This window comes from Bradyrhizobium sp. 6(2017), assembly GCF_011058295.2.
Classification (GTDB): Bacteria; Pseudomonadota; Alphaproteobacteria; order Rhizobiales; family Xanthobacteraceae; genus Bradyrhizobium; species Bradyrhizobium septentrionale.
Window position 1 is genome coordinate 1,026,700 of sequence record NZ_CP049289.2, and the last position, 25,233, is coordinate 1,051,932.

Below are 25,233 nucleotides of genomic sequence, written 5' to 3' on the forward strand. Positions count from 1 at the left end.
GGCATAGCCGCCTGACGAAGATGTTATTGGCTTGGATGCTACTGTTTGGCGTCGGGCGCGTTCAGCACCGCCTTGCAGTCCGCCGGCAGCTGCGCCAGCGTCATCGGCGGGCGCGGTTTCGGCGGCTTCGGCGGCGGCTTTGGATGCAACACCGAATCCTTGAACCAGTAAGCGAGATCGGATGGCTTGCAGCCTTCGCCTTCCGACTGCGGCTTCTGTCCCTCGCATTCGGGGCTGCCGGACGGGCATCGCATGCGGATGTGGAAATGGTAGTCGTGGCCCCACCACGGCCGGACCTTCGACAGCCAGCTGCGGTCGGCCTTGGCGTCGCGGCACAGCGCCTTCTTGATCGCGGGATTGACGAAGATGCGCTGCACCGCCGGCTCCCGCGCCGCATCGCGGATGACGAGCGCATGACCCGGCGTGAACACGCGCGGATCGATGTCGAGCCGGTCGTCGCGCACCATCATCACCGCCGACATCTCCTCGCGGTCCTCGCGCGACAATTTGCGATCCGGCATCGGTGTCAGCCAGATATCGGCGTCGAGCCCGACCTGGTGGCTGGCGTGGCCGGTGAGCGCAGGGCCGCCGCGCGGCTGGCCGATATCGCCGACCAGGATGCCGGGCCAGCCGGCGTCCTTGTGCGCGCCGGCCGCGAGCCGCTTCAACAGCGCGATCATGTCGGGGTGACCCCAGTAGCGGTTGCGCGACAAGCGCATCACCTGCCAGGTGTCGCCATTGAGCGGCATCTGCGCCGCGCCGGCAAGGCAGCCCTTGGTGTAGCCGCCGATCGACCGCGTCGGCATCGCCGCGGGCAGCACCTTGCGTGCGAACAGCTCCTTCGCCCCGATCTTTGGATCGTTAGGGTTAGCGAGCGGCGGCAACGGCTGCGGAGTGAGCGAGCCCTTGTCCTGCGCCCGCGCGGATATGGTGCAGGCGACGAGGATTGAGATCAGGAGCGGGATCAGATGAAGGCGGGGGGTCATTCGGATCACTCTGTCTGCGCAAGGCTAGCATGAATTCGAACAAGGCGGACCGCGCATTCATCCCATTTGCTTGATCGCCCACAAGACGGATTAAGATTACCCGCGGCTTGCTGGCGCGCATATGAGCCACGCCACTTTACAAGCACACGTTGCAGGCGACATCATGCCTGCAATAATTTCAGGGTAGGCGTCATTATGACAAGCGTATGCGTACGGCTGGCGTTTGCCGCCGCGACTGCCGCGTCGACATTGGCATTGTCTCCGGCGCGGGCCGACATCGTCGTTCACATCGACAAATCGTCCCAGCGCATGGCGGTCAGCGTCGACGGCGCGACGCGCTACAACTGGCCGGTGTCGACCGGCCGCCGCGGCTATGGCACGCCGAGCGGAGCCTTCCGTCCGCAGATGTTGGCGCGCCGCTGGTACTCGCGGAAGTATTACAACTCGCCGATGCCGTACTCGATCCTCTTCCATGGCGGCTTTGCCATCCATGGCACCTACGAGCTCACGCGTCTCGGCGGGCCGGCCTCGCATGGTTGCGTGCGCCTGCATCCCTCGCACGCAGCACAGCTCTATGGGCTGGTCGAGCGCAACGGCCGCGGCGGCACGCGGATCGAGATCACCAACTAGCCGGCATGGCACGCGGACGGGCATAGGCGCGCAGCGGCTTAACCCTGCGATAACCCTGTCACATGCTGGTAAACATTGATGCGCTTGCAGCGCATTCGGCGCATTCATTAGGCATTCGCGCGCTGATTTACGCTTCCTTCACCACGCTTCGGCGCTTCCACGCTGCAAATCTGCGCTGTTCGTCGCTTGCACACCGCCGGCAACTCGCGCGTGGCGTGAACTCGCCTGCAAAGCAGGCATGCCCTGATATCTCATACAGCGCAGCGCTTCGCCAGGAGATACCAATTTTTCAGAGACTTATTGCAGAAATATCGCCGAGCTGGAATGCGCGTGGGGCGTGCGATACCGATGATGCGGCCGAAGAAGATCAAGAAACCAAACCAGGCCAAACTGGCCCGCTCCCGGGGGCGTCGGCCCCAGGCGGTGCCGAAAGTATCGGGCAGCTGGCGCCGCCCTGCCGTCGAGATCGGCGAGCTGGTGCGCCAGCGCGCGCAGGCTGAGGCAGCGATCGCAGAGGCACGCAAGTCGAACGCGCGATTGCGCGAGGCGATCGACATCCTGCCGCAGGGCATCGTGTTCCTGGACCCCGAGGGCCGCTACACGCTCTGGAACAAGAAATACTCGGAAATCTACCAGCGCAGCTCCGATCTGTTCGAGTACGGTGCGCGCCTGGAAGACACCATCCGCATCGGCGTCGCGCGCGGCGATTATCCCGAGGCCAAAGGCCGCGAGGAAGAGTGGATCGCCGAACGGGTCAAGAAGATGTACCAGCCGGGCGAACGGCACGAGCAGGTGCTGGCCGACGGCCGCGTGGTGTTGATCGAGGAGCGACTGACCTCGGATGGCGGCATCGTCGGTCTGCGCGTCGACATCACCGAACTGAAGCAGCGCGAAGCGTCGTTCCGCCTGCTGTTCGACGGCAATCCGGTGCCGATGATCCTGTGTGCGCTCGACGGCGAACGGATCCTCGCCGTCAACGACGCCGCGATCGCGCATTACGGTTACGTCCGTGCCGAATTCGAGCGAATGACGATCAGGAGCCTGCAGGCGTTCGATACCGAACTGCCATGGGCCGCCGGCCGCAGCAGCGACGAGCAGGCGGCGCGGACCTGGAAGCATGTGCGCGCGGACGGCACGCTGATCGACCTTGCGATCTATTCGCGCCAGCTGATGCATGGTGACCAGCCGGCGATGCTGCTCGCGCTGATGGACATCACCGAGCGCAAGCGCGCCGAGGCGCGGCTCGCCTTCATGGCCCAGCACGACAGCCTGACCGGCCTGCCCAACCGCAACCTGCTGCGTCAGCAGATGGACGAGATGCTGCAGCACACCCGCCGCTCGACCGACAAGGTTGCGGTGCTGATCCTCGGGCTCGACAATTTCAAGGCGGTCAACGAGACGCTCGGCCACGGCATCGGCGACAAGCTGTTGCGCGGGGTCGCCAAGCGCCTGCGCTCGACGCTGCGCGAGGAAGATGCGCTGGCGCGTCTCAACTCCGATGAATTCACCATCGTGGAAGGCGGCGTGATGCGGCCTGAGGACGCGGTGCTGCTGGCACGGCGGATCCTGGATGCGATCGGAGAGCCCTATCTGCTCGAGGGACATTCGGTGGTGATCGGCGCCAGCATCGGGATCGCGATGTCGCCCGGCGATGGCGAGGATTCCGAAAAGCTGTTGAAGAGCGCCGACATGGCATTGTCGCGCGCCAAGAGCGAATTCCGCGGCACCTTCTCGTTCTTCGAGGCCGAGGTGGATGCGCGCGCGCAGAGCCGCCGCAAGATCGAGATCGATCTGCGCGATGCGATCCAGAACGAAGGCCTGCGGCCCTATTACCAGCCGCTGGTCGATCTCGCGAGTGGGCGCATCACCGGCTTCGAGGCCCTGGTACGCTGGCCGCATCCGGAACGCGGCATGATCTCGCCCGGCGAGTTCATTCCGGTGGCCGAGGAGACCGGCCTGATCAACCCATTGGGCTCGCTGATGCTGCATCGCGCCTGCATGGATGCGGCGCAATGGCCCGATGACGTGCGCGTCGCGGTCAATCTGTCGCCGCTGCAGTTCCGCACCGGCAATCTGCTGGCGCTGATCACCGATGCGTTGCGGCAATCCGGCCTGCCGGCGCGGCGGCTCGAGCTCGAGATCACCGAGACGCTGCTGCTCGAGAAGAGCAGTCAGGTGCTCGCGACGCTGCATGCGCTGCGCGCGCTCGGGGTGCGGATGTCGATGGACGATTTCGGCACCGGCTATTCGAGCCTCAGCTATCTGCGCAGCTTCCCGTTCGACAAGATCAAGATCGACCAGTCGTTCGTGCGCGACCTCGGCGCGAACCCGGACGCGCAGGCGATCGTGCGTTCGATCGTCAGCCTCGGCATGGGGCTCGGCGTCACCATCACCGCCGAGGGCGTCGAGACCGAAGCGGAGCTGAGCTGCCTGCGCGCCGAAGGCTGCCACGAGGGCCAGGGTTTTCTGTTCAGCCGCGCCCGGCCGAACACCGAGGTCATCAGCCTGCTGAAGGCGCAGCGCGTCGCGACGGCGGCGTAGCGAAGCCTAAGTCGCTTTCTTGTTCAAATGATAGGTCAGCGCCAGCGCAACACAATGGCGCAACGCGGGCTCCGGAAGCTTGCCGGCGACATCGAGCAGGATCGCGCGATTGCCGCTGTAGCTGAGCTCGGGATAGAGTTCGCGGAAGGTCTCGACCAGATTGGTCTGGCAATGGAAGTAGACCGCGACCTGGCCGGCGGCCGGCTTCACCTGATCGATCCGGATCGTGCTGCCGCTGCCGGTCTCCGGCGTCAGGTAGCTCGGCTGACCCCATTTCAGCGTCTCTTCCAGGGCGCCGACGCCCCTGGTCGCCTTCGCGGTCTCGAAGATCAGGCGCCGCAGCGCCAGCAGCCTGGCCTTGACGGGGGCAGGGTAGGCGTCGAACAGCGCGTCTGTCGATTTCGCTTGCGGACGTCGTGCCGCTTTGCTCGTCGATCTTGCCGGCTTGCGCATGGCGGGCTCCGCTAAGGAGGACGTATCGCTTCTATCTACCACAGCGCCTTGAAGGTCATATAGACCGCCATCAGCGACACGAAGAAGATCATGGCGATGCGCAACGTCGCGCGGTTGATGCGGTTGGCGGCGCGGGCGCCGAGATCGGTGCCGGCGAGCAGGCCGACGATGACGCCCGCCAGCACCGGCCATGACGCGAGCGAGCCCTCGCTCCAATAGATCCAGGCCGACGGGATCGTGGTCGGGATCAGCGACATCACGAGGCTCACCATCTGCGCCTGATGCTGCGGCACCCCGAACACGGCGCTCAATCCGACCACGGTCGCCAGTCCGCCGCCGATGCCGAGAAAGCCGGACGACAGGCCGGCCAGCAGGCCAACAATGAGCAGCGCCGGCCACGATAGGTCGCGCGTGGCGTGGCCGTCATGCTCCGGCTTGTCGCGGCCGCCGCGCAGGATCAGCATCGCGTCAAGCGCGACGAGATAGGCCACATAGGTCCAGCGCAGCGCGGGCTCGGCGACATGGTTCGCTGCAAGCGCGCCGGCAGCGCCGCCGCCAACGAAACCAACAGTCAAGAGAGCGATCCAGCGCAGCGGTGTGCGGTTGCCGCTTTGCCAATAGCGCCTGATCCCGGTCAGGCTGGTCGGCGGCACCTGCGCGACCAGCGAGATGCCCTGCGCGACGTGCTGGCCGGCGCCGAGCAGCAGCACAGAGAACACCACCAGGCCGCCGCCGGGGCTGACGCCGAGCAGGCCTGCGGTCAATCCGCCGGCGAGGCCCGTGACGATGCCGGCAATGAGGTCGTGGATGTTCACCGCGTGCTCCGTCAGCGCCTGGCGGCAAGGCCCGCGAGGAAGATGTCGAAGGCCTGCATCGCCTCCGATGTCGAGACGGTTTCGCCCCACAGCCGTTGCAGCACGATGCCCTGGAACATCGCGACCATCGCCCGCGCTGCGCCGCGCGGCTGCACGCTGCGGTCGATCGCGCCGCTTTTCTGGCCGCGACGCAGCAGCTCCACGATCATGGCGATCGGCTGGCGGATTCCGCTGGTCACCTGGTCGCGGACGACGTCGTCGCGCAGCGCTTCCGCCCAGAGCTGCAAGGCGACGCGGCGGGCGCGCAGTCCCTCTTCCTTTTGCAGGTCACCGAGAAAGGCGCGGGCGATCGATCGCAGGCTCTGCAGCACGTCGTCCGACGGGCCCTTGAGCGCGAGCAGGGCGCTGTCGCGACCATGGCGGCTTTCCCCGATCGCCTGGATCAGCTCCTCCTTGCCGGCGAAATGCCCGTAGATGCAGCCGGCGCTGAGCCCGGACTGCTTGATCACGTCCTGGATCGTGGTCTGGTGAAATCCCTGGCGGGCAAAGCAGATTTCTGCGGCCTGCAGGATCTCCTCGCGGCGGATCGCCAGGGTTTCGGGTTTCACCTTCGGCATTGTCGGTCCTTGTCAGTCGCGAATGCGGCCACGACCGCCGGGCCGGCTTGACGAACATCTCAGCTCACTATAAAGAACGAATATTCGTTTTGTAAAGAGAGGAGCGATCGGTATGATCGGTTTTGCAAAGCTGCTGTGGCATCCGGGTGCAGGCGAGATGGCCAATGTCGAGCTGCCGTCGACCGGTGCGCGCATTGCGTTTCTGCTCGCGAGCTTCGCGATCGTGCTGCTGTTCGAGGCCGCGTTTCCACTGTTCAGCTATGGCCGCGGCGAGCGGATGCGTAACATCGGCCGCAACGTCGCCATCACCGTGATCTTCGTCGGCGTCAACCTGCTGCTCAGCCCGCTGTCGCCGCTGGCTGCGCAATGGACGTGGGATGCGAAATTCGGCCTGTCCTGGTGGCTCGGCCTGTCACCGCCGAGCCAGCTGCTGCTCGGCATTATCGGACTCGACCTGTTTGCCTATTTCGCCCACGTCTCGATGCACAAGCTCGGCTGGATGTGGCGCTTCCACCGCATGCACCATGCCGACCGCTTCGTCGATGTCACCACGGCCTTCCGCGAGCATCCCGGCGAAACGCTGTGGCGGATCGGCTGGCACATCGCCGGCGTGATCGTGTTCGGAACGCCGGCCTGGGTGTTGGTCACCTATCTGACGCTGTCGGCGCTGAACGCGCAGTTCGAGCATGCCAATATCCGTCTGCCCGAGCGGCTCGATCGCTGGTTGCGGCTCGTCTTCGTGACGCCGAACATGCACAAGATGCATCATTCCCGTCACCAGCCGGAGACCGACAGCAATTATTCGAATTTGCTCTCGATCTGGGACCGGCTCGGCGGCACCTACAATCGCGGTCCGCGCTTCGCGGAGCTGCGTTACGGCCTCGACGGTTTCGATGATCCAGAGAAGCAGTCACTGCGCGGGCTGCTCAAAATGCCGTTCATGGGCAGTTGGGGGCTGAACGGGTCAGGGCCGGACGACAAGGCGGAGCGATCGGCGCCGCCGCCTGTGCTGCCCTGGCCATGACTCGAACACTGCGCCGCAGGTCGGGTTTGCGGACCGGGTTTACCTCTCCCCATTGGGGAGAGGTCGATTTGCGCAGCAAATCGGGTGAGGGGGCGCGGCTCCAACGAGAGACCGTAATCCCTCACCCGGCGCTACGCGCCGACCTCTCCCAAGGGAGAGGTGGACTTCCGCTGGCGCTCCAGATCAACCTAGTCTTGTCATGCTCTAGGCGGCGTTGCGCAGTCCGGCGAGGAAGGTGTCGACGCTGTGCGACAGCGCGGACGCGTGATCGCCGAGCTGGCCTGAGGTATCCAGCACATTGCCGGTGAGGGCGCGGGATTGGCCGGCGGCCTCGCTCGCGCCGGCGATATTGGCGGAGACCTCGACGGTCCCGGCGGAGGCCTGCTGCACGCTGCGGGCGATCTCCCGCGTCGCCGAGTCCTGCTGCTCGACGGCAGCCGCGATGGCGGTCGCGATCCCCGAGATCTCGCGGATGGTGCCGCTGATGTCGCCGATTGCGCTGACGCAATTGCCGGTGGCTGACTGGATCGCGCCAACCTGGCCGGCAATTTCCTCGGTCGCCTTCGCGGTCTGGCTCGCCAATCCCTTCACCTCGGCGGCGACCACGGCAAAGCCGCGGCCGGCCTCGCCGGCGCGCGCCGCCTCGATGGTGGCGTTGAGCGCCAGCAGATTGGTCTGGCTGGCGATCGCGCTGATCAGCCGCAGCACGTCGCCGATCTTCTCGGCGGATGCGGCCAGGCTCGTCACCATCTCGGTGGTCTCCCTGGCCTTGGCGACGGCATTGTCGGCGACATGGCTGGAATGGGTGACCTGGCGGCCGATCTCGGTGATCGAGGACGCCAGCTCTTCGGTGGCGGCTGCGACCGCATTGACGCTGGCCGATGCCTCCTCGGACGCGGCGGCTGCCGCCGAGGTGCGTTCGGAGGCGCCGTTGACGCTGGTCGTGATCTCGTTGGCGACGCGCTGCATGTCGCTCGACGACCGCGCGACGGCGGCGACCATGCCCTTGACGTCGGATTCGAAACGGTCGGCCATCTGCCGCTGCAGCGCTTGCTTGTCGACCGCAGCCTTCACCTTGTCGGCCTCCTGCGCATCGCGCAGCGAAGAGGTCTCGATCATGCCGCGGCGAAACACGTCGACCGCCTTGGCCATCGTGCCGAGCTCGTCGCGGCGCTCGCTGCCGGGAATCGTGACGCTGGTGTCGCCGCTCGACAGGCGGTTCATCACCGCGGTGATCGCGGTGAGCGGCCGGGACAGGCCGCGGCCGAGCAGGAACGCGAGCAACACCGCTGCGGCGAGGATCGCGACCGTGCCGAGGATCAGATTGCGCTGCGCGCTTGACGCCGCGGCTTCATAGTCGCTGGTGTCCTTGATGATCTCGAGCACGGCGACCGGCTCACCGGCATAGTTCTTGATCTGCCCGAGGTAGAGCTCCACGGCATGGCCGTCGAGTGTCGCGTCGCGCAGCAGCGCCGAACCGCTCATCACACCCTTGAGCTCGTCCTGGGTCGCGACCACGGTGTCGCCGAAGGTCGAGGACAGCCGCCTGAAGCTCTGGCCGTCGAAAGAATGCACGGCGAGGTCGATGCCGAAACGCTTCTTGGCGCGGTCGACGAATTCCTTGCCGAAGGCGGCGCCGACATCGACATTGGCCAGCGTCTTGCCGTCGTGCATGATCGGGGTCATGCCGAAGATCGAAAGCGCTTCGCGGCCGGGCTCGACGCCGACGATCGGCTTCCCGGCCTTGATCGATTCCACCACCGTCGTGCGTCGCGCGGACGCGTCGTCGCCGAACAGTTTTGGCGCGTGGACCCGGTAGAAGCTCGTCGCCGGGGCCTGCCAGAACGAGATCAGCGGGATGCCCTGTGCCTTCATCGACGCCCAAGGAGCGCTGAGCAGCTTGCCGAGGCCATCGCGGTCGCCCTTGGCCATGGCGTCTTCGACCGGCGGCAAGGCGGCGATGACAGCCGACACGGCCAGTGCCGCGCGCCCCTCGTAATCGATCGCTGCAATCACGCTGTCATATTGCAGCTTGAGCTGCTGATCGAGCGCGAGCCGCGTCAACGCGCGCTGCTGGCTGATGGAGAAGCCGCCGAGGATGGCGCAGGCGACTGCAACGGTCAGCGAAATCGCCAGGATCAGGCGGGCGGCAATCGAGCGAAGCGTGAACATGGGACCAGCGGAACTCCAGGCATTAGCGCCGTCCGCAAAGTCTCAGAAAAAGCTTAACAACCGGGTGTTGTTGCCGCCGGTATTCGTACAGCGACCATTGCCGCCGGTGCTACTTTCGTACTGTCCGCCAAAGCGCGATGAGATTGAGTTGAATCAGTCGGACCGCAGACTCGTTTCGCCTCTCCCGCTTGCGGGGTCGAGACGAGCGAAGTTCGCTCTTAGGCCGACGCGCGCCGAGCGACGCGAAGCGTCGTCCGGAGTGCGGCGGGTGGGGGCTCTCTCCACGATGGGAATCGGGGTGATACCCACCCCAGCCCTTCCCGCAAACGGGAGAGGGAGCGCAGCGTCCTCGCGGTCGTTAGGGACGTGTACTCATAAACGCCAGCGGTCCGATGTTCGCTTCCGGAGAACAAGCGGACATCGCGAAGCCACGTTGAAATCGGTCGAGAATGACCCATCTCAGACCTCGCGCATTTGTCCGTGTGGCGCCCGTTGAACCAGTAAACGCCTCGTTCGGACGTCGCGGTATCGCTGACTGGCCAAGAACCGATTGTATTTTGTCAAATCGTGCTTAGTTAACAAGCATCGTCTTTTGTCAAAGACGGCCGAGAGTTCGGCGCTCCCAGAGCAGAGTGGCTTCCTCAGAATGGGGCTAAAAATGACAGAACTTCGAATTGACGCGGGCAAAGCAGAACGAATAATCGCGCAAACCTTGCGCGACGAAAAGGGCATACCTCCAGCCGATGCAGCCGCCGTGGCTGCAAATATTTGTCGGCGGCTTACGATGGCGATGCCGACGAGCCCCTCATTGGATCGCTATCGGATCATTTCGAGAGAGCCACCAGCCGGCGACGGTTTCGCGAGTGCAGTGGCTAAAGCGCTCACTGAAGGGAAGAGTGAGCTTTGGAACGCCAGCGAACTTTGGGAGCTTGTTTACAATCAAGGTCGCCATCTTCGGACGAACTAGTAATAAACCGCGTTCAATGCCTGCCAGTGCTCGGACCCAACTGCCCGAAAGCATCGCCCACCAGACCCCGCGGCTCGACGCTCTAGGACTAACATCACATCTAAATTGAAGAGTGAGCAATTTTGCTCAGACGAGAGCTAAGCCGTGTGCTGATTTGGCAAGCTCCGGAGGATTGCTCTATCCGGGGCTAGCGCAACGCCACCAAGCATTATTCGGCTTGGGGGCGTTGTGAGCTGCCTAGGTGGTGAGTTGTCCCGCATATATTTGCATTCGGCCCTGCGTGGTCATTCGCAGCCTGCCCGATAGTTCGACCATGTAACCCATTGCGATCAGCCGGGCGCTGTGTTCGGCCGGGATCACTGCTGGAGGGCTGGTTACGCCAGACGGCTTGCCGACTATAAGCAAGGAAGCAAACTCTTCCGGGCTAAGCGGTTTCGTTTTTGAGACCATGATCAGAGTATGGCCATATCTTGCAGTTCCGGATGTTCAATTTTGAACACAGAATTGCAAATAAGGCCGCCTCAGTTGGCGGCCTCGTTCATTTATTGATGCGATGCCATTTCGCCTCTTGGCCCCGACATGCCCGTGATCGCCCGGCGATATCAGGTTTTAGGGGGTAGAGCCGACATGGCGGATTTATGAGTGCGCGCCCTGGTTCAATCTGACGTCATCGCGTTTCAGCGCGTCGTCGGCGGGGCGCCGAGATTCCCCGCCAGGATCGCCTTGCCGGCATCCTCATATTGCGTGTCGCGGGCCTGGATCTGCTGCGCGATCGCGTGCATGTCGCGAAACCGCCGCTCGAACGGATTCTTCGCGAAGACCGCCGTTGCCCCCGACATGTGATAGGCGATGTCGACCACGGCGGCCGACTGGTGGATGGTCCAGGTCGAGGCGATGCGGATCGCGACCCGATGTGCCTCGCTGACGGGATCGCCGCGCGCGAGATCGCGCCAGACGTCGTTGGCCGTTGCATACAGATAGGCGCGGGCGGCGCGCAGGCTCGCCTCGGTGCGGCCGATCTGGCCCTGCACGGCGTTGTTGTCGCGCATTGCCTTTAGGCCCTGCGGGGTCTTGCCGCGGGCAAGCTCGGTTGCCGCATCCAGCATGGCGCGCGCGACGCCGAGCGAGGTCGCGGCAAAGCCCATGCTGAACACCATGTTGGTGGTGAGCTTGTAGAGCGGCCCCGCCTCGCGGCATGCGGCCGGATCGTCGCGCAGAGCCGCGAACTTGTCCGGGATGAAGAGGTTCTCGACCGAATAGGAATCCGTGCCGGTACCCTTCAGGCCGATCACGTCCCAGACGTCGTACATCACAGCCTGCGACATCGGAAACAGGATGGTGCGGATCTCCGGCGAGCCGTCAGGCTTCTTGCGCGGCGAGCCGTCGGCCTCGACGACGCGGACATGGGCGCCGAGCCAGCTCGCCTGCCGCGAGCCCGAGGCAAAATCCCAGCGCGCATTGGCACGGTAGCCGCCGGGCTCGGCGCGGACCTCATGGGCGATCGCGCCCCAGGCGAGAATCCCGGGCGCGGTGTTGAAGATCTCGTTGGCGGCGTCGGGCTCGAGATAGGCCGCGGTCATGGCGCAGACGCCGCACTGGCCGAGGCACCAGGCGGTCGATGCATCCGCCTTGGCGATCTCTTCCTGCATCTGCATGAACGCTTCCAGCGTCGCCTCGGCGCCGCCGAAGCGCTTCGGCAGCAGCGCGCGATACAGCCCGTTCTCGACCAGTGCCGAGATGACGGAAGGCGTCAGCCGCCGCGTCCGTTCGATCTCGTCGGCTTCAGCTATGATCAGCGGCGCCAGCGCGCGTGCCCGCTCGACAAGGTCGAACCCCTGCGGCTTGTTCATGCGTTTCCTCGGGCCCCTTCTGACATTGTTGTTGGGCGGGTTAAGCGATGGTGACCCATCCGGCAAAGGAGGGCAAGGCGGGACGGCGCCGACGCAGATCAGCTATCCATCCGCTGCGCCGGTGCGTGATCGATCGACCGACGCGCTCAGGCCGCGGCGCGGCCGAGGTCGAGCGACGGCTGGCGCTTGGTGGAGAAGCTCAGCGCGACTGCGACCGCGGCGAGGCCGATCGCGAAGGAACCGGCGTGCAGCCACGTATAGCCGTGGAACGTGTCGAACACGTAACCGCCGGCCCATGGTCCGAGCGCCATGCCGAGGCTTGCAAAGGCCGACACCGCGCCGAACACCGTGCCCATGATCCGCGCGCCGAAGAACTCGCGCACCAGCACGGCATAGAGCGGCATCACGCCGCCATAGGCGAGGCCGAACACCACCGACAGCGCATAGAATTCGCCGAGCTGCGCCACCGCCAGATAAGTCGCGATCGACAGCGCCTGTACCAGCAGGCCGCCGACCAGCACCGGCTTGGCGCTGAGCCGGTCGGCGAGCACACCGAGCAGCAGCCGTCCGCCGAGCCCGGAGAAGCCGGCGAGGCTGTACACCGTGACCGCCGTCAACGGCGCGATGCCGCACACCATGGCATAGGACACCATGTGGAAGATCGGGCCCGAATGTGCCGCGCAGCAGGCGAAATGAGCCAATGCGAGCGTGATGAATTGCGGCGTGCGCAACGCCTGCGCCACGGTCCATTCCGCTTGTGGCGGGTTCGCGGCTGCGCCAGTCGCGACGGTCGATCCCTGAGGCGCGGGGCGCACCAGGAAAGATGCCGGGATCAACAGCGCCCATGCAACGATGCCGATGACGAGCATCGCAAAGCGCCAATCATAGGCCGTGATCAGCCAGCTCGCCGATGGCGCGACGGTCAGCGGCGAGACGCCCATGCCGGCCGATACGAGGGCGACGGCGAGGCTGCGATGCTTGTCGATCCAGGCGCTAGCAAGCGCCATCATCGGCGCATAGAAGCTGCCGGCGGCGATCCCGATCAGGACGCCGAAGCACAGCTGGAATTGCCACAGGGTCTGCGCCTGGCTTGCCGTCACCAGGCCAAGGCCGAGCAGCAGGCTGCCCGCCAGCACCACGATGCGGGTGCCGAACCGGTCGGACAGCGCGCCCCAGGCGAACGCCGCAAAGCCCATGCAGAGGAAATCCAGCGTCGCTGCTGCCGATATGCCGGCGCGCGACCAGCCCATCGCATCCGAGATCGGCTGCAGGAACACCGCGAGCGACAGCATGGTGCCGAAGCCGACGCAAGTCATCAGCGCGCCCGCGCCGACGACGACCCAGCCATAATCGAACCGAGCGTCCTTGCTCATGCATTTCCCCGGCGCTGTTGTTTTTTGTGGTGCGCGCAGGGAGGATGGTGGCCTATCTGAGGTCCAGGGGCAATATGACGGGCAACATGCCTCTCATTCCGGGATCAGCGGATTGTGAGTTGCGTGCGCAAGATGTCGCAGCGCCGCGGCTAAAGCGCGATGAGGTTGGGTTGAATCATCATCGCGCTTTAGCTTCTTGTTTGAGCATGATCTTTTCGGAAAACCGCGTCACACTTTTCCGGATCATGCTCTACCCGCAATTCCAGGCCCGCCCGATCGGGGTCCAGGTCCAGCACGGGCCAAAACTGCCGCCATTGTAGCGGCCGCGGTAGAATCCGGGCCGGCCGTAATAATACAGGTCGTCGCCGTACCAGTAGCGCGGTGAATAGTCCGGGTAGCCGCGGGCCGCGCCGCGCGGACCGAGCACAGGAATAGTTTCGTTGGGCGGCTGCCGGTAGCCGGGCAGGAAGCCGTAGCCATGCCAGCGGGCGGTCTGCCGCTTCTTCGAGGAAGCGGCCGCGCTCAGGTCCGGCTGCAGCAAGGCGAGGATGACGATCGAGAGAGACAGGATGCGCAACATGATCGGAGTCTAGTCGGGCCGCTGCGCCGTGGCGATTCAAATCATGGTGTCAGCCTGTCGCCAAGGTGACGCGTAACGGCGGTCGTGACGACCGCCGGCGTCAGATAGGATTTGTTCTATCGCTCGCCTCATCCGGGCAGGCCCCGGTTGGACGCTTACGGGGTAGAAGCGGACATCAGCCAGCCGACAATCTCCGCTGAAACCGTCGAAAATGACCCTTAGCGGTCGTGGGACCTTCTTGCCCGCTTGCATCCGGAGCTTTTCGGAATGATGTTGCTTCTCGCATCTGCGATGCTGTCAACGTGCACGCCGTCGCCAATTGCTCGGGGTGTCCCCGGTCAGCTTTCTGAAGGCGGCGGCGAACGCGGTCTGGGAGGAATAGCCGAGCGCGACTGCGACCGAGATGACCGACGCGTCGGTGTCGCGTAGCATGTTTTTGGCCTCCTCGAGCCGGTGCTGACGCAGCCAGGCATGCGGCGACAGCCCGGTGCTTTTCTTGAAAGCGCGGCAGAAATGGAAGCGCGACAGACCGGCATCCGAGGCGAGCGCGGCGAGAGAGACGTCCGCATCGCTATCCTGGTGCAGGCGTTCGATGGCGCGGCTGAGCACCTTCGGCGAAAGACCACCCATGGTCGGCTGGATCGTGGTTGGCGAGCCGGTGTGCGCAGCCAGGAGACGCGTGGCCAGAAGGCTTGTCAGTTGACACCTGAACAGCGTATCCAGAACCTCATTGCCCTCCGGGACATCTGCCACGGTCAAGAGCAATCGGGATGTAACGGGGTCGGGGTGCGCCGTTCGCTCCAGGAGATTGATTGGTCCGGCGGTGTCGGCTTCTTCGGCCACGCGCTCGAGCGTCGCGGGCGGAAGATAGAACTCAACGACATCAACAGGTTTTGGAATGTCCCATCGGGAGCTTGATCCTTTCGGAATGATTATCACAGCCCCGGGACGGAACGTTCCGGTCGCAACTGATCGTCCCGACCGCCGTTCCATGCGCTGCACCGAGCCGTTGTAAGCCATGATGACGTGGTGGGTCTTGGGCCCGCAGACGTCGTGCACTCGTTTATATTTCCGGTGGGCGATCGCGGCACCGGAGGTATCCAAAGCCATGCGAAATGCCGTGGTCCCGAGCACCCGCGCCATTTCCGCACCGGCGTGAGGGCGCTCGGCATTGGCCGGAGTAACTTGGCACGCCTCAGGCGCAACTGACGCGTCCTCCTGGGAATCGCGCAGGATATGCTTGTTCATGATCGTATCCTCGCATTGGGGAGGCGATGCAGGGCGGGAGAAAAGCCGTGATCCGGAGCGGCCAGATTTGTTGCGTTGATTGTGAAGCTCAGTGCGCGTCGCGTGCCGGGCGGGCCAACCATTTCTCGAACCGGGCTTGTTCCCGAAGGGTGAGAAAATGTGTACTGTTTCGAGCGGAAAAAACCTTGCAGTCGGCCTGAATTGCGATTGAGTTTTCCTTGGCTTCTTGTCCAAGAAGGATCAGAAGTGCAGTTTCTGTTCGAAGATTATTGCCTCGATGCTAACCGGCGCGAGCTCAAGCGAGGCTCCGAGCTCATCCCCATTGGACCGAAGGTGTTCGATCTGCTGCTCTTCCTGGTCCAGAACCGGGAACAGGTCGTGACAAGGGACGATCTTCTGAAGGCGGTGTGGGAAGGACGGATCGTGTCCGAATCCACGCTGACCAGCCACGTCAATGCCGTGCGCAAGGCAATCGGGGATACCGGCAAGGAGCAACGCCTGATCCGGACGGTTTCTCGCAGAGGCCTCCGGTTTGTTGGCAAGATCATCGAGGAAGAAATGCCCGCGCGAGCCTCGGTCACAGACCCGGGTACGGAGCTTGGCGTTCAACATGCAAAGAACATTCAGGAGCCAATCAGGGCCTTTGAGGTCAGTGCGCCGACTGAAACGCGAGAGGCTGCGCCAGTTTTTGCAGCCGAGGCCGAGAGTCCGCCTCCGCTGCCCGACAGGCCTTCTATTGCGGTGCTTCCGTTCCAGAATATGTCCGGCGATGTCGAACAGGAATACTTTGCCGATGGAATGGCCGAGGACATCATCACGGCGCTGTCCCGTTTCAAGGCACCATTTGTCATCGCGCGAAACTCCAGCTTCACCTACAAGGCGCGCGCCGTCGACGTGAAGCAGGTTGGGCGCGAGCTTGGGGTGCGCTACGTGTTGGAAGGGAGCGTTCGCAAGGCGGCAAACCGAGTGCGCATTACGGGACAACTCGTCGATGCCGCTACTGGAGCACATATTTGGGCCGATCGGTTTGATGGCGAACTCGGCGACATCTTCGATTTGCAGGACCAGGTGACTGAGAGCGTTGTCGGGGCGATCGCGCCCGCGGTGGAAAAAGCTGAGATCGAGCGGGCCAAACGCAAGCCGACCGCTAGTCTCGACGCCTATTCCCTCTATTTGCGCGGTCTGGCCCGGCTTCATCAGTTTGGCAACCGGCAAGCGAACGACGAGGCATTGCTTCTGTTCAACCGCGCGATCGAGTTCGACCCGGAATTTGCCACCGCCTACGGTCGTGCAGCCTCTTGCTACCTCATTGCCAGGATCAATGGCTGGATTCCGGACACAGCGAACGCGATTGCCGAAGTGAAGAAGCTCACCCAACGGGCAGTTGAGTTGGGCAAGGATGACGCGATCGCGCTCTCCGCTGGCGGGAATGCGTTAGCGTTTGTTGTTGGGGATCTCGGGGTAGGTGCCGGCTTAGTTGATCGCGCGCTCGCGCTTAATTCCAATTTGGCTGAGGCATGGAATTTCGGCGGCTGGGTAAAGCTCTGGCTCGGCGAGCCGGAATCGGCGATCGAGCGCTTCGCACGTGCCATTCGCCTGAGCCCACTTGATCCGTGGCTGATGGGCATGCGAGCCGGGACCGCGTATGCACATTTCTTTTTGGACCGCTATGACGAAGCGGCATCATGGGCTGCAATGGCATTGCAGTGCAGTCCGGACTATCGACCTGGATTACGTATCACCGCCGCAAGCAACGCAATGGCCGGTCGGCCGGAACAAGCACACAAGGCAGTGGCTCGGCTGCGAGAACTGAGCCCAACGCTGCGCCTTTCCAATCTCAAAGATATGCTTGGCCCTTATCGACGTGCTGAGGACGTCGCGCGATATGAAGAAGGATTGCGGCAAGCAGGGTTGCCCGAATAACCCTCCCGGCCAAGATGCTCGCCCCTGGCATCCTGAGCGCGGCGATGAAGGCTTCCTGCCGCCGCTGTTTTGCCTGACATGTCACATGTCCTCGGCGTTGCCCGAACACCCTGGCCGACGCGTGCCGGCTACTTTGCAAGGGGTTGTTGTCGAGATTTTCGGTTAGGGCGGGACTGGCGCGGTTGTCGTCAAGCTGGCGACGGTCCGTGACGGCGCCTCAGCTGTCCACCTTGAGCGCGGCGATGAAGGCTTCCTGCGGGATGTCGACCTTGCCGAACTGCCGCATCTTCTTCTTGCCTTCCTTCTGCTTCTCCAGAAGTTTGCGTTTGCGCGTGATGTCGCCGCCGTAGCACTTCGCGGTGACGTCCTTGCGCAGCGCGCGGACGGTTTCGCGCGCGATCACTTTGCCGCCGATCGCCGCCTGGATCGGGATCTGGAACATGTGCGGCGGGATCAGCTCCTTCATCTTCTCGACCATGGCGCGGCCGCGGCCTTCGGCGCGGGTGCGATGCACCAGCATCGACAGCGCGTCGACCGGCTCGGCGTTGACGAGGATCTGCATCTTCACCAGATCGGCCGGCTTGTAGTCGGTCAGATGATAGTCGAACGAGGCGTAGCCCTTGGAGACCGACTTCAGGCGATCGTAGAAATCGAACACCACCTCGTTGAGCGGCAGATCGTATTTCACCATCGCGCGGGAGCCGACGTAAGTGAGCTCCTTCTGCGCGCCGCGGCGGTCCTGGCACAGCTTCAGCACGCTGCCGAGATATTCGTCGGGGGTGAGGATCGTCGCCTCGATCCACGGCTCCTCGATCTCGGCGATCTTGACCACGTCGGGCATGTCGACCGGGTTGTGGATCTCGAACTCGGTGCCGTCGGTCAGCTTCATCTTGTAGATCACGCTCGGCGCGGTCGCGATCAGGTTGAGGTCGAACTCGCGCGACAGCCGCTCCTGGATGATCTCCAGATGCAACAGCCCGAGGAAGCCGCAACGGAAGCCGAAGCCGAGCGCGGCCGAGGTTTCCATCTCGAAGGAGAAGCTGGCGTCGTTCAGCCTGAGCTTGCCCATCGCCGCGCGCAGCGTCTCGAAATCGTCGGCATCGACCGGGAACAGGCCGCAGAACACGACCGGGATCGCCGGCTTGAAGCCCGGCAGCATTTCGGTGACCGGCTTCCTGTCGTCGGTGATGGTGTCGCCCACTCTCGTGTCGGCGACTTCCTTGATCGCGGCGGTGATGAAGCCGATCTCACCGGGGCCGAGCTCCTCGACCTGCGTCATCTTCGGCGTGAAGAAGCCGACGCGTTCGATGTCGTAGGCCGCGCCGGTGCCCATCATGCGGATGCGGCTACCCTTCTTCATGGTGCCGTCGACGACGCGGATCAGCACGACGACGCCGAGATAGACGTCGTACCAGCTGTCGACCAAGAGCGCCTTCAGCGTCGCGTCAGGGTCGCCCTTCGGCGGCGGCAGGCGGGAGACGATCGCTTCCAGCACATCGGGAACGCCGAGGCCGGTCTTGGCCGAGATCATCACCGCGTCGGAGGCGTCGATGCCGATCACGTCCTCGATCTGCTGCTTGACCTTCTCGGGCTCGGCTGCGGGCAGATCGACCTTGTTCAGGACCGGCACGATCTCATGACCGGCGTCAAGCGCATGGTAGACGTTGGCGAGCGTCTGCGCCTCGACGCCCTGGCTGGCGTCGACCACCAGCAGGGAACCCTCGCACGCCGCCAGCGACCGCGAGACCTCGTAGGCGAAGTCGACATGGCCGGGCGTGTCCATCAGGTTGAAGATGTAGTCCTTGCCGTCCTTGGCGCGGTAGTTCAGCCGGACGGTCTGCGCCTTGATGGTGATGCCGCGCTCGCGCTCGATATCCATCGAATCGAGCACCTGCTCCTTGCCCGCCATTTCGCGATCCGTCAGGCCGCCCGTCATCTGGATCAGGCGGTCGGCGAGGGTCGATTTGCCATGGTCGATATGGGCGACGATGGAGAAGTTGCGGATGTTCGAAATCGGGGCGGTTGTCATGGGGCGCGGGATAGCATCCGCACCCCCGCGCGGGCAACCATATTGCGGTATTTTGCAGGGGTGTGACGGCGAATCACCGGGGTGTTTCAGTCAGGGCTGCCGCGATCGATTTTCGGGCCTGTTTCTGCTAGGTCTTTCAGCCCGAAACCCTCGCTTCTCCTGATATGCGCCGAACAGCTGGAATCCGAGGATGAACGCGATCGAAGAGGCCAATGTCGCGCGGATCGATCAGGCCGGGAAACGCCGAATGGCTGTGCGATCGGTGGCGTGCGCCCATGTTTTGCTCGCACTGATGCCGCCACTTGCGCATGCCCAAGACAGGCGCGAGCTGCTCGACCGTCTGGTGCGCGCCTATCCCGACGCGCTGTCCGCCCACGACAACACCACGATCACCTGGCGCGACGGCACGGTGATGCCGGTCGATGACGGCGTCGCCGGCAAGCCGTTCGATCAGATGCTGCGCAACGCGTCGATCCTCGATCAGATGCGGTTGTCCTATCCGTCCGGGCCGGCCGCGCCGCCGGCCCCGAATGCCGATCCCGGCCGTTTCCGCAACGAGGCCTTCTTCAAGAAGATGTACGGCGACTGCAATACGGGCGAGGTCAGGCGGAACCTGGTGACGATCATTTGGCTGCCGGGATCCTGGGGCAAGCCGGTTCAGGTCACGCGGGTCAATGGCGTGGCCGAGCGTCTCAAGCAGGTCTCGGCCGAGATCGACGCGCTCGGTCCGGCGCTGCGCGCCGCCGCCTTTCCGATCGCGGGTGTGCTGTCGTGTCGCGCCGTCGCCGATACCGGTCGGATGAGCATGCATGGCTACGCCGCCGCGATCGACCTCAACCTGAAAGTTTCGGATTACTGGCTGTGGGCGGGCAAGGGCAGCACAATCGCCTACAAAAACCGTATGCCGCAGCAGATCGTCGACATTTTCGAGCGCCACGGATTCATCTGGGGCGGCAAATGGTATCACTACGATACCATGCATTTCGAGTACCGGCCGGAGCTTCTCGGAAAGTGAATCGGCCGGTTTGAGGCGTTCTCACGCCAAGCTGATTTCACTCGCCACAAAAACGCGCTAAAGCGCGCTGAACTGCTGGTGAGCATTCACTCATCGTCCTTCCGCTTCCATTCGGCATGTCCCTTCGGAAAACCACCTTCCAGTTTTCCGGGTCATGCCTCAGGCACAGGCCATGTCGACCGTCTCCACCCTCCCTGCCGCCCGGCGCACCAGCCGCAAGCTGACGATCCGGCGCATCGCCGCATGGGTTGCCTCGCGCGCAACCAGTCCCGGGACCGGCCTGTGGCTCGTGATCGGCTTCGCGCTGGTCCACGCGATCCTGTGGACGCTGATCCTGATCAGGCTCAAGGCCGCGCAGGACGTCCATATGGATGTCGCGGAAGCCTATGCCTGGGGCCAGCGGTTCCTGCTCGGCTATGGCAAGCATCCGCCGCTGTCGGGCTGGATCGCCGGGGTCTGGTTCAGGATATTCCCTGTCACCAACTGGTCGACCTACGCGCTCGCGATGGCAACCGTCAGCTTCGCGCTGGTGGTGTGCTGGCTGATTGCGCTGCGGGTCGTCGATCGCCGCCGTGCGTTCTTCATGGTGGTGATGCTCGCGCTCTACCCGATCTTCAATTTCAAGGGCTTCAAGTACAACGCCGACCTCGCGCAGCTGGTGCCGCTGCCGCTCCTGGTGCTGGCCTATCTGAACGCGTTCGAGAAGCGGACCGTGAAATCAGGCCTCTGGCTCGGCTTTGCCGCCATGCTGGCGCTGATGACCAAGTACTGGGTGGTAACGATGATCGGCGCCATCGGGCTTGCTGCGCTGATCCATCCGCAGCGGATGCAATTCCTGCGCTCGCCGGCGCCATGGGTTGCGATCGGCACGATGGTCGTGGCGATGATTCCGCATCTGGTGTGGCTGGAGGAGGTGAACTTCCTGCCGTTCACCTATGCCGGCGATGTCTACGCGCTGTCGAGCCGCGCACTCAACGTCCAGCTCGTGATCGGCTACATCGTGCACAATGTCGGGCTGCTCGCGATTCCCGTCGTGCTGGGGCTCGTGGCGCTGCTGCTCGGGTCGGTGCCGTGGCGGCCGTCGGACGTGCTGGCGCGGATCTGGTCGCGCGGACCCAATCCGGGCGTCAATCGTCCGCAGGCGCTCAACGTCTGGATCATCCAGTCGATCGTCGCGATCGGACCGCCGCTCGGCGCGTTGGCTTTCGAGGTCTATATCAAGACTGATTGGGGCATCCCGCTGTTCTTCCTGGTGCCGCTTGCGCTGGTTGCGATCCCCTCGCTTCGTATCCCGCGCATGGCGCTGTTCTCGATATCCGCCGTCTGGTTCGTGGCCACGGTTGCCACGCTGATCGCTGCGCCCAGCATCGCCACGCAGGAGATGGCGTCCAGCCACAATGGCGCTTCGACCTATGCCGCGCGCTCCGAACTCGCCCGCGAGCTCACCGAGACCTGGCAGGCCAAATTCCATTCGCGCTGGGCCGTGGTCGTCGCACGTTCCGACATCGGCGAGCCGATGACGTTCTACAGCCCCGATCATCCGGCATCGCTGGTGCCGGGCGAGGCGTGGTCGTCGGGGCTGACATCGCTTGACGAGGCCAAGCGCCTTGGCTTCATCGGCGTCTGCGACACCACCGATCCGGTGTTCCTGAAGCCTTGCGAGGCATGGATGGCGGAGAATGCCAGGGATGCCGAGCCGCTGGTGATGACCACCATGCGGTTCTTCAACGGCCATCCCGGCCCATCGACAGTCTGGAAAGTTTATCTGGTGCCGCCCGCGAAGTAGCGCCTCGTTACGCGAGGCTGCACTTAGGTGCCTTCCTCGTTGAACTTGCTGGCGACGAGTTCGGCGATGGCGTCCAGCGCCTGCTGCGCCTCCTCGCCCTTTGCCGAGACCACGACCGTGGTGCCGGGCCCGGCGGCGAGCATCATCAATCCCATGATCGAGGTGCCGCCGACGGTCTCGCCGCCGCGCGTGACCCAGATCTCGGCGTTGAAGCGCTCGACCATCTGGACGAATTTCGCCGATGCCCGCGCATGCAGGCCGCGCTTGTTGACGATCAAGAGCTCACGGGAGATGGCGCCCGCCGGCACGCCCGCGCCGACCTGGTTTTCGCCCGGGGCCTCGCCGCTCATTTGCCTGCGAGAACGCGGCTGGCGATCGTGACGTACTTGCGGCCGGCTTCCTGGGCCATCGCGATCGCGTCGGGCAGCGAACGCTCCTCGCGAACCTTGGCGAGCTTGACCAGCATGGGAAGATTGATGCCCGCGAGCACTTCCACCTTCGGGCGGCTCATGCAGGAGATCGCCAGGTTCGACGGCGTGCCGCCAAACATGTCGGTGAGGATCGCAACGCCGTCGCCGCTATCGACGCGGTTCACCGCCTCGATGATATCGCTTCGACAGAGATCGGAATCATCCTCGGCGCCGATCGTAATTGCTTCAATTTGTTTCTGCGGACCCATGACGTGTTCGAGCGCGGCTCGGAACTCGTCGGCAAGGCGCCCATGGGTCACCAGCACTAGACCAATCATCGGAAACTCCTCGCGGGCGCCCTTTGGTGCACCGCACGAACGCGCCACTTTGACCATCCAGAGGCCCTGCGCAAGAGGGCATCTTGGCTAGTCTCCCTGTTCCTGGCGGTAGAGAGGGGAGGCTGCGCCGGTAAAATCCGACGCGATAGTGGATGTGATATGGTTACCAATTCCCTTCTCACAATTGGCCGCAAGATTACGGGAACATGAACTTTCAGGTTGTCGTCAGCGCAGCGACAACCAGCGGCAGGGGTTGGAAGCCGGCCGGTACGGAAATTCGCGGTATTGAAACACCATTAAGGCGAGTCTTGAGCGCCTCCGGCGGCGGCAGCCGCGCGGCGTCGTCGGCCGCGAGGTCGACGACCAGCCCCACCACGGCCTCATTTGCGAACGGGCAATGGCGGATTCCGAGGCCTCGGATCTCGATCAGACCGGCCAATTGCTGTGCCGGGCGAACCCACAATTGTTCGCCAGCTGTGTCGAGATAGACACGGTCATCCCCCACCAAAATGGCCGGCGGGAGCACTCCGGTGCGCCCGGCGAGAATCAGCTCGAAGGCCAGACGCGACTTGCCGGCACCCGACGGGCCGCGGATCAGCACCGCACGCTCGCCGACCAGAACGGCGGATGCGTGCACGCTTGAATTGTCGCTCATAGTGACGGCAGCCTGACCACGAAGCGCGCGCCGGCAACTGTTGGCTTGCCATCCTCGCCGGCCGGGCCAAGGCGGTTCTCAGCCCAGATGCGCCCGCCATGCGCTTCGATGATCTGCTTGGAGATCGAAAGCCCGAGGCCGGAGTTCTGGCCAAATCCCTGATGCGGCCGGTCGGTGTAGAAGCGCTCGAAGATCCGCTCCAGCGCGTCCTCGCCGATGCCGGGCCCGTCATCGTCGACGATGATCTCGACCTCGCCGCGGGTGCGGCGGCAGACGATGCGTACCTTGTCGCCCGGCTTGGAGAAGGATTGCGCGTTCGACAGCAGGTTGGAGATCACCTGGCCGAGCCGGGAATCATGGCCGGGCACGGAGAGCGTGTCGGTCGATCCGCGGCCCTCGAAGCGGGCTTCGACGGCGACGTCGTGGCCGAGCCGGGTCTCGTTGGCGACGCTGGTCAGCGTCGTCAGCAGCCGCCGCAGATCGACAGGCGCCATATCCTGACGCTGCAGCTCGGCATCGAGCCGGCTCGCGTCGGAGATGTCGGAGATCAGGCGGTCGAGCCGCCTGACGTCATGCTCGATCACGGCGAGCAGCCGCGCGCGGCTGTTCTCGTTGCGCGCCAAAGGCAGCGTCTCGACCGCGGAGCGCAGCGAGGTCAGCGGGTTCTTCAGCTCATGGGCGACATCGGCGGCGAACATCTCGATCGCCTCGATGCGGCTATAGAGCGCGTTGGTCATGTCGCGCAGCGCGCCGGAGAGATGGCCGATCTCGTCGCGGCGCCCGGTGAAGTCGGGAATCTCGACGCGGGTCTGGATGCGGTTACGGACGCGCTCCGCGCTTTCGGCGAGCCGCCGCACCGGGCCTGCGATCGTGCTCGCCAGCAACAGCGACAGCATGATCATGACCGCGGATGCGACGCCGCCGATCTTGAGGATCGCGAGGCGCTCGGACATCACCAGCTGGTCGATGTCGTCGCCCTGTGTGGTCAGCATCAATGCGCCGCGCACCGCGCGGAAATGCTGCACCGGAACGGCAACCGACACGATGATCGCGCCGCGCTCGGTGACGCGCACCGCGCTGCCCTTCATGCCATCGAGCGATTGCGCCACTTCGGAATAACCCTTGCCGCCCTCGGGGCCGAGCTCGCGGTAGATCGGCAGGTCGCCGCGGTTGAGCCAGGTCTTGATGGTGGCCTTGCTCTTCTCATACAGCGACGGCTTCTCCGACGGCGGCGGCAGCTCCATGCGCAGCACGTCGCCGCGCGCGAACAGATTGCGGCTGTCGAGGATCAGGCCGCCATCGCGGTCGAAGATGCGGGCCCGCGTCTTGGTCGGCGCGATCAGGCGGCGCAGGATCGGCGCAAGACGCTCCGGATTGATCGAGAAGTCCGCCGATTCGTCCGGTTGGCCAAAACTCTCGCCGGGCTTCAGGTCGAGCAGCCGGTCGGGATCGATGGTGACGGTATTGCCTTCGACGGTCGCGGAGGCGGCGATCGCCTCCGAGATGATCTCGGCATAGACCAAGAGGCTCTGTGTGCGTGCTTCGATCAGGCCGGCGCGAAATTGCGAGAGATAGAGGATGCTAGCGACCAGCGCGACGAGGCCGGCGAGGTTGAGCGAGACGATGCGGCGTGTCAGGCTCGAGAACGACAGCGCGAAGAAGAACTGACCGGCGCGACGCAGCCAACCGAGCGGCCGGCGCCAGCCCTTGTCCTGCGCCAAGTCCTGCGCAACGTCGTCGGCCACGGCCTCGTGATCGAGGACCTGTGATGCGTCCTCGGTGTTCAGTCCCTGCTCGAGCTGCGTTCGATCAAGCACTGGC

Annotated in this window: 21 protein-coding genes; 7 read left to right on the plus strand and 14 right to left on the minus strand. The window is 64.2% G+C overall.

Annotated features, from left to right (window positions below; translation table 11 throughout):
* Window positions 1-38: 38 nt before the first annotated feature.
* Entirely contained in the window at window positions 39-986 is a 948-nt protein-coding gene (gene mepA / locus G6P99_RS04850) for a penicillin-insensitive murein endopeptidase (RefSeq protein ID WP_029083106.1), read from the minus strand.
* A 195-nt stretch (window positions 987-1,181) separates the two neighbouring features.
* On the opposite strand from mepA, the gene G6P99_RS04855 reads away from it, so the two are divergent.
* Both G6P99_RS04855 and G6P99_RS04860 read left to right on the plus strand, forming a co-directional pair.
* Window positions 1,182-1,616, plus strand: a complete 435-nt coding sequence (locus G6P99_RS04855) for a L,D-transpeptidase (protein ID WP_246709458.1) — start codon at window positions 1,182-1,184, stop codon at window positions 1,614-1,616.
* A gap of 324 nt (window positions 1,617-1,940) precedes the next feature.
* On the plus strand, window positions 1,941-4,157 hold the full coding sequence (locus G6P99_RS04860) for a putative bifunctional diguanylate cyclase/phosphodiesterase (RefSeq protein ID WP_414645534.1): 2,217 nt from the start codon (window positions 1,941-1,943) through the stop codon (window positions 4,155-4,157).
* A gap of 6 nt (window positions 4,158-4,163) precedes the next feature.
* Here the strand turns inward: G6P99_RS04860 and G6P99_RS04865 are convergent, their stop codons facing one another.
* Genes G6P99_RS04865 through G6P99_RS04875 form a run of 3 tightly spaced genes read right to left on the minus strand, consistent with a single transcriptional unit; the run spans window position 4,164 to window position 6,042 of the window.
* Window positions 4,164-4,610: a DUF1801 domain-containing protein gene (locus G6P99_RS04865; RefSeq protein WP_029083104.1), complete on the minus strand. Its 447-nt coding sequence runs from the start codon at window positions 4,608-4,610 to the stop codon at window positions 4,164-4,166.
* Between the two features lie 35 nt (window positions 4,611-4,645).
* Window positions 4,646-5,425 (minus strand): sulfite exporter TauE/SafE family protein, encoded by a 780-nt coding sequence (locus G6P99_RS04870; RefSeq protein WP_165127468.1) that lies wholly within the window; start codon window positions 5,423-5,425, stop codon window positions 4,646-4,648.
* An 11-nt stretch (window positions 5,426-5,436) separates the two neighbouring features.
* Window positions 5,437-6,042, minus strand: a complete 606-nt coding sequence (locus G6P99_RS04875) for a TetR/AcrR family transcriptional regulator (protein WP_029083102.1) — start codon at window positions 6,040-6,042, stop codon at window positions 5,437-5,439.
* 112 nt (window positions 6,043-6,154) lie between these two features.
* Here G6P99_RS04875 and G6P99_RS04880 point away from each other — a divergent pair, with 112 nt between their 5' ends.
* Window positions 6,155-7,066: a sterol desaturase family protein gene (locus G6P99_RS04880; protein WP_029083101.1), complete on the plus strand. Its 912-nt coding sequence runs from the start codon at window positions 6,155-6,157 to the stop codon at window positions 7,064-7,066.
* Window positions 7,067-7,270: 204 nt separating this feature from the next.
* Here G6P99_RS04880 and G6P99_RS04885 read toward each other — a convergent pair whose 3' ends face one another.
* The gene (locus G6P99_RS04885; protein ID WP_165127470.1) at window positions 7,271-9,238 is read right to left on the minus strand and encodes a methyl-accepting chemotaxis protein; all 1,968 of its coding nucleotides are present in this window, start codon (window positions 9,236-9,238) and stop codon (window positions 7,271-7,273) included.
* Window positions 9,239-9,896: 658 nt separating this feature from the next.
* Here G6P99_RS04885 and G6P99_RS04890 point away from each other — a divergent pair.
* On the plus strand, window positions 9,897-10,205 hold the full coding sequence (locus G6P99_RS04890; RefSeq protein ID WP_165127472.1) for a hypothetical protein: 309 nt from the start codon (window positions 9,897-9,899) through the stop codon (window positions 10,203-10,205).
* A gap of 677 nt (window positions 10,206-10,882) precedes the next feature.
* On the opposite strand, the gene G6P99_RS04895 is transcribed toward G6P99_RS04890, so the two are convergent.
* From G6P99_RS04895 to G6P99_RS04910, 4 genes are all read right to left on the minus strand, one after another.
* A complete protein-coding gene (locus G6P99_RS04895; protein WP_029082982.1) occupies window positions 10,883-12,055 on the minus strand; it encodes an acyl-CoA dehydrogenase family protein in 1,173 nt (390 codons plus the stop codon).
* Between the two features lie 146 nt (window positions 12,056-12,201).
* Window positions 12,202-13,428 carry an MFS transporter gene (locus G6P99_RS04900; RefSeq protein WP_029082981.1) on the minus strand — a complete coding sequence of 409 codons (1,227 nt, stop codon included), beginning with the start codon at window positions 13,426-13,428 and terminating at the stop codon, window positions 12,202-12,204.
* Window positions 13,429-13,678: 250 nt separating this feature from the next.
* Window positions 13,679-14,008 (minus strand): hypothetical protein, encoded by a 330-nt coding sequence (locus G6P99_RS04905; protein WP_029082980.1) that lies wholly within the window; start codon window positions 14,006-14,008, stop codon window positions 13,679-13,681.
* Between the two features lie 297 nt (window positions 14,009-14,305).
* A complete protein-coding gene (locus G6P99_RS04910; RefSeq protein ID WP_029082979.1) occupies window positions 14,306-15,256 on the minus strand; it encodes a helix-turn-helix domain-containing protein in 951 nt (316 codons plus the stop codon).
* A gap of 246 nt (window positions 15,257-15,502) precedes the next feature.
* Between G6P99_RS04910 and G6P99_RS04915 the strand changes: the two genes are divergently transcribed.
* Window positions 15,503-17,179: a winged helix-turn-helix domain-containing protein gene (locus tag G6P99_RS04915; protein WP_029082978.1), complete on the plus strand. Its 1,677-nt coding sequence runs from the start codon at window positions 15,503-15,505 to the stop codon at window positions 17,177-17,179.
* Between the two features lie 217 nt (window positions 17,180-17,396).
* Here the strand turns inward: G6P99_RS04915 and lepA are convergent, their stop codons facing one another.
* Window positions 17,397-19,208, minus strand: coding sequence for a translation elongation factor 4 (gene lepA, locus G6P99_RS04920; protein WP_029082977.1), 1,812 nt, complete (start codon window positions 19,206-19,208; stop codon window positions 17,397-17,399).
* A gap of 190 nt (window positions 19,209-19,398) precedes the next feature.
* Here lepA and G6P99_RS04925 point away from each other — a divergent pair, with 190 nt between their 5' ends.
* Window positions 19,399-20,223 carry a M15 family metallopeptidase gene (locus tag G6P99_RS04925; RefSeq protein ID WP_245284775.1) on the plus strand — a complete coding sequence of 275 codons (825 nt, stop codon included), beginning with the start codon at window positions 19,399-19,401 and terminating at the stop codon, window positions 20,221-20,223.
* Window positions 20,224-20,395: 172 nt separating this feature from the next.
* On the plus strand, window positions 20,396-22,009 hold the full coding sequence (locus tag G6P99_RS04930; RefSeq protein ID WP_029082975.1) for a glycosyltransferase family 39 protein: 1,614 nt from the start codon (window positions 20,396-20,398) through the stop codon (window positions 22,007-22,009).
* A 23-nt stretch (window positions 22,010-22,032) separates the two neighbouring features.
* Here G6P99_RS04930 and G6P99_RS04935 read toward each other — a convergent pair whose 3' ends face one another.
* The 4 genes from G6P99_RS04935 to G6P99_RS04950 all read right to left on the minus strand — a co-directional run bounded on the left by G6P99_RS04935 (window position 22,033) and on the right by G6P99_RS04950 (window position 25,157).
* Window positions 22,033-22,359, minus strand: coding sequence for an HPr family phosphocarrier protein (locus tag G6P99_RS04935; protein ID WP_029082974.1), 327 nt, complete (start codon window positions 22,357-22,359; stop codon window positions 22,033-22,035).
* Complete coding sequence (locus tag G6P99_RS04940; protein WP_021076632.1) at window positions 22,356-22,757, minus strand: PTS sugar transporter subunit IIA; 402 nt, start codon at window positions 22,755-22,757, stop codon at window positions 22,356-22,358. The genes G6P99_RS04935 and G6P99_RS04940 overlap by 4 nt, the downstream gene beginning before the upstream one ends.
* Before the next feature lie 214 nt (window positions 22,758-22,971).
* A complete protein-coding gene (locus tag G6P99_RS04945; RefSeq protein WP_165127474.1) occupies window positions 22,972-23,412 on the minus strand; it encodes an HPr kinase/phosphorylase in 441 nt (146 codons plus the stop codon).
* On the minus strand, window positions 23,409-25,157 hold the full coding sequence (locus G6P99_RS04950) for a stimulus-sensing domain-containing protein (RefSeq protein ID WP_371261206.1): 1,749 nt from the start codon (window positions 25,155-25,157) through the stop codon (window positions 23,409-23,411). The genes G6P99_RS04945 and G6P99_RS04950 overlap by 4 nt, the downstream gene beginning before the upstream one ends.
* Window positions 25,158-25,233: the final 76 nt, after the last annotated feature.

Bases quoted from the DNA above. Each gene is read 5' to 3' on its own strand.
- G6P99_RS04865 (WP_029083104.1), bottom strand. From the start codon at position 4,610: ATGCGCAAGCCGGCAAGATCGACGAGCAAAGCGGCACGACGTCCGCAA.
- G6P99_RS04905 (WP_029082980.1), bottom strand. From the start codon at position 14,008: ATGTTGCGCATCCTGTCTCTCTCGATCGTCATCCTCGCCTTGCTGCAG.
- G6P99_RS04895 (WP_029082982.1), bottom strand. From the start codon at position 12,055: ATGAACAAGCCGCAGGGGTTCGACCTTGTCGAGCGGGCACGCGCGCTG.
- G6P99_RS04890 (WP_165127472.1), top strand. From the start codon at position 9,897: ATGACAGAACTTCGAATTGACGCGGGCAAAGCAGAACGAATAATCGCG.
- lepA (WP_029082977.1), bottom strand. From the start codon at position 19,208: ATGACAACCGCCCCGATTTCGAACATCCGCAACTTCTCCATCGTCGCC.
- G6P99_RS04925 (WP_245284775.1), top strand. From the start codon at position 19,399: ATGAACGCGATCGAAGAGGCCAATGTCGCGCGGATCGATCAGGCCGGG.
- G6P99_RS04945 (WP_165127474.1), bottom strand. From the start codon at position 23,412: ATGAGCGACAATTCAAGCGTGCACGCATCCGCCGTTCTGGTCGGCGAG.
- G6P99_RS04940 (WP_021076632.1), bottom strand. From the start codon at position 22,757: ATGATTGGTCTAGTGCTGGTGACCCATGGGCGCCTTGCCGACGAGTTC.
- G6P99_RS04880 (WP_029083101.1), top strand. From the start codon at position 6,155: ATGATCGGTTTTGCAAAGCTGCTGTGGCATCCGGGTGCAGGCGAGATG.
- mepA (WP_029083106.1), bottom strand. From the start codon at position 986: ATGACCCCCCGCCTTCATCTGATCCCGCTCCTGATCTCAATCCTCGTC.
- G6P99_RS04935 (WP_029082974.1), bottom strand. From the start codon at position 22,359: ATGAGCGGCGAGGCCCCGGGCGAAAACCAGGTCGGCGCGGGCGTGCCG.
- G6P99_RS04930 (WP_029082975.1), top strand. From the start codon at position 20,396: ATGTCGACCGTCTCCACCCTCCCTGCCGCCCGGCGCACCAGCCGCAAG.
- G6P99_RS04860 (WP_414645534.1), top strand. From the start codon at position 1,941: ATGCGCGTGGGGCGTGCGATACCGATGATGCGGCCGAAGAAGATCAAG.
- G6P99_RS04900 (WP_029082981.1), bottom strand. From the start codon at position 13,428: ATGAGCAAGGACGCTCGGTTCGATTATGGCTGGGTCGTCGTCGGCGCG.
- G6P99_RS04910 (WP_029082979.1), bottom strand. From the start codon at position 15,256: ATGAACAAGCATATCCTGCGCGATTCCCAGGAGGACGCGTCAGTTGCG.
- G6P99_RS04875 (WP_029083102.1), bottom strand. From the start codon at position 6,042: ATGCCGAAGGTGAAACCCGAAACCCTGGCGATCCGCCGCGAGGAGATC.
- G6P99_RS04855 (WP_246709458.1), top strand. From the start codon at position 1,182: ATGACAAGCGTATGCGTACGGCTGGCGTTTGCCGCCGCGACTGCCGCG.
- G6P99_RS04885 (WP_165127470.1), bottom strand. From the start codon at position 9,238: ATGTTCACGCTTCGCTCGATTGCCGCCCGCCTGATCCTGGCGATTTCG.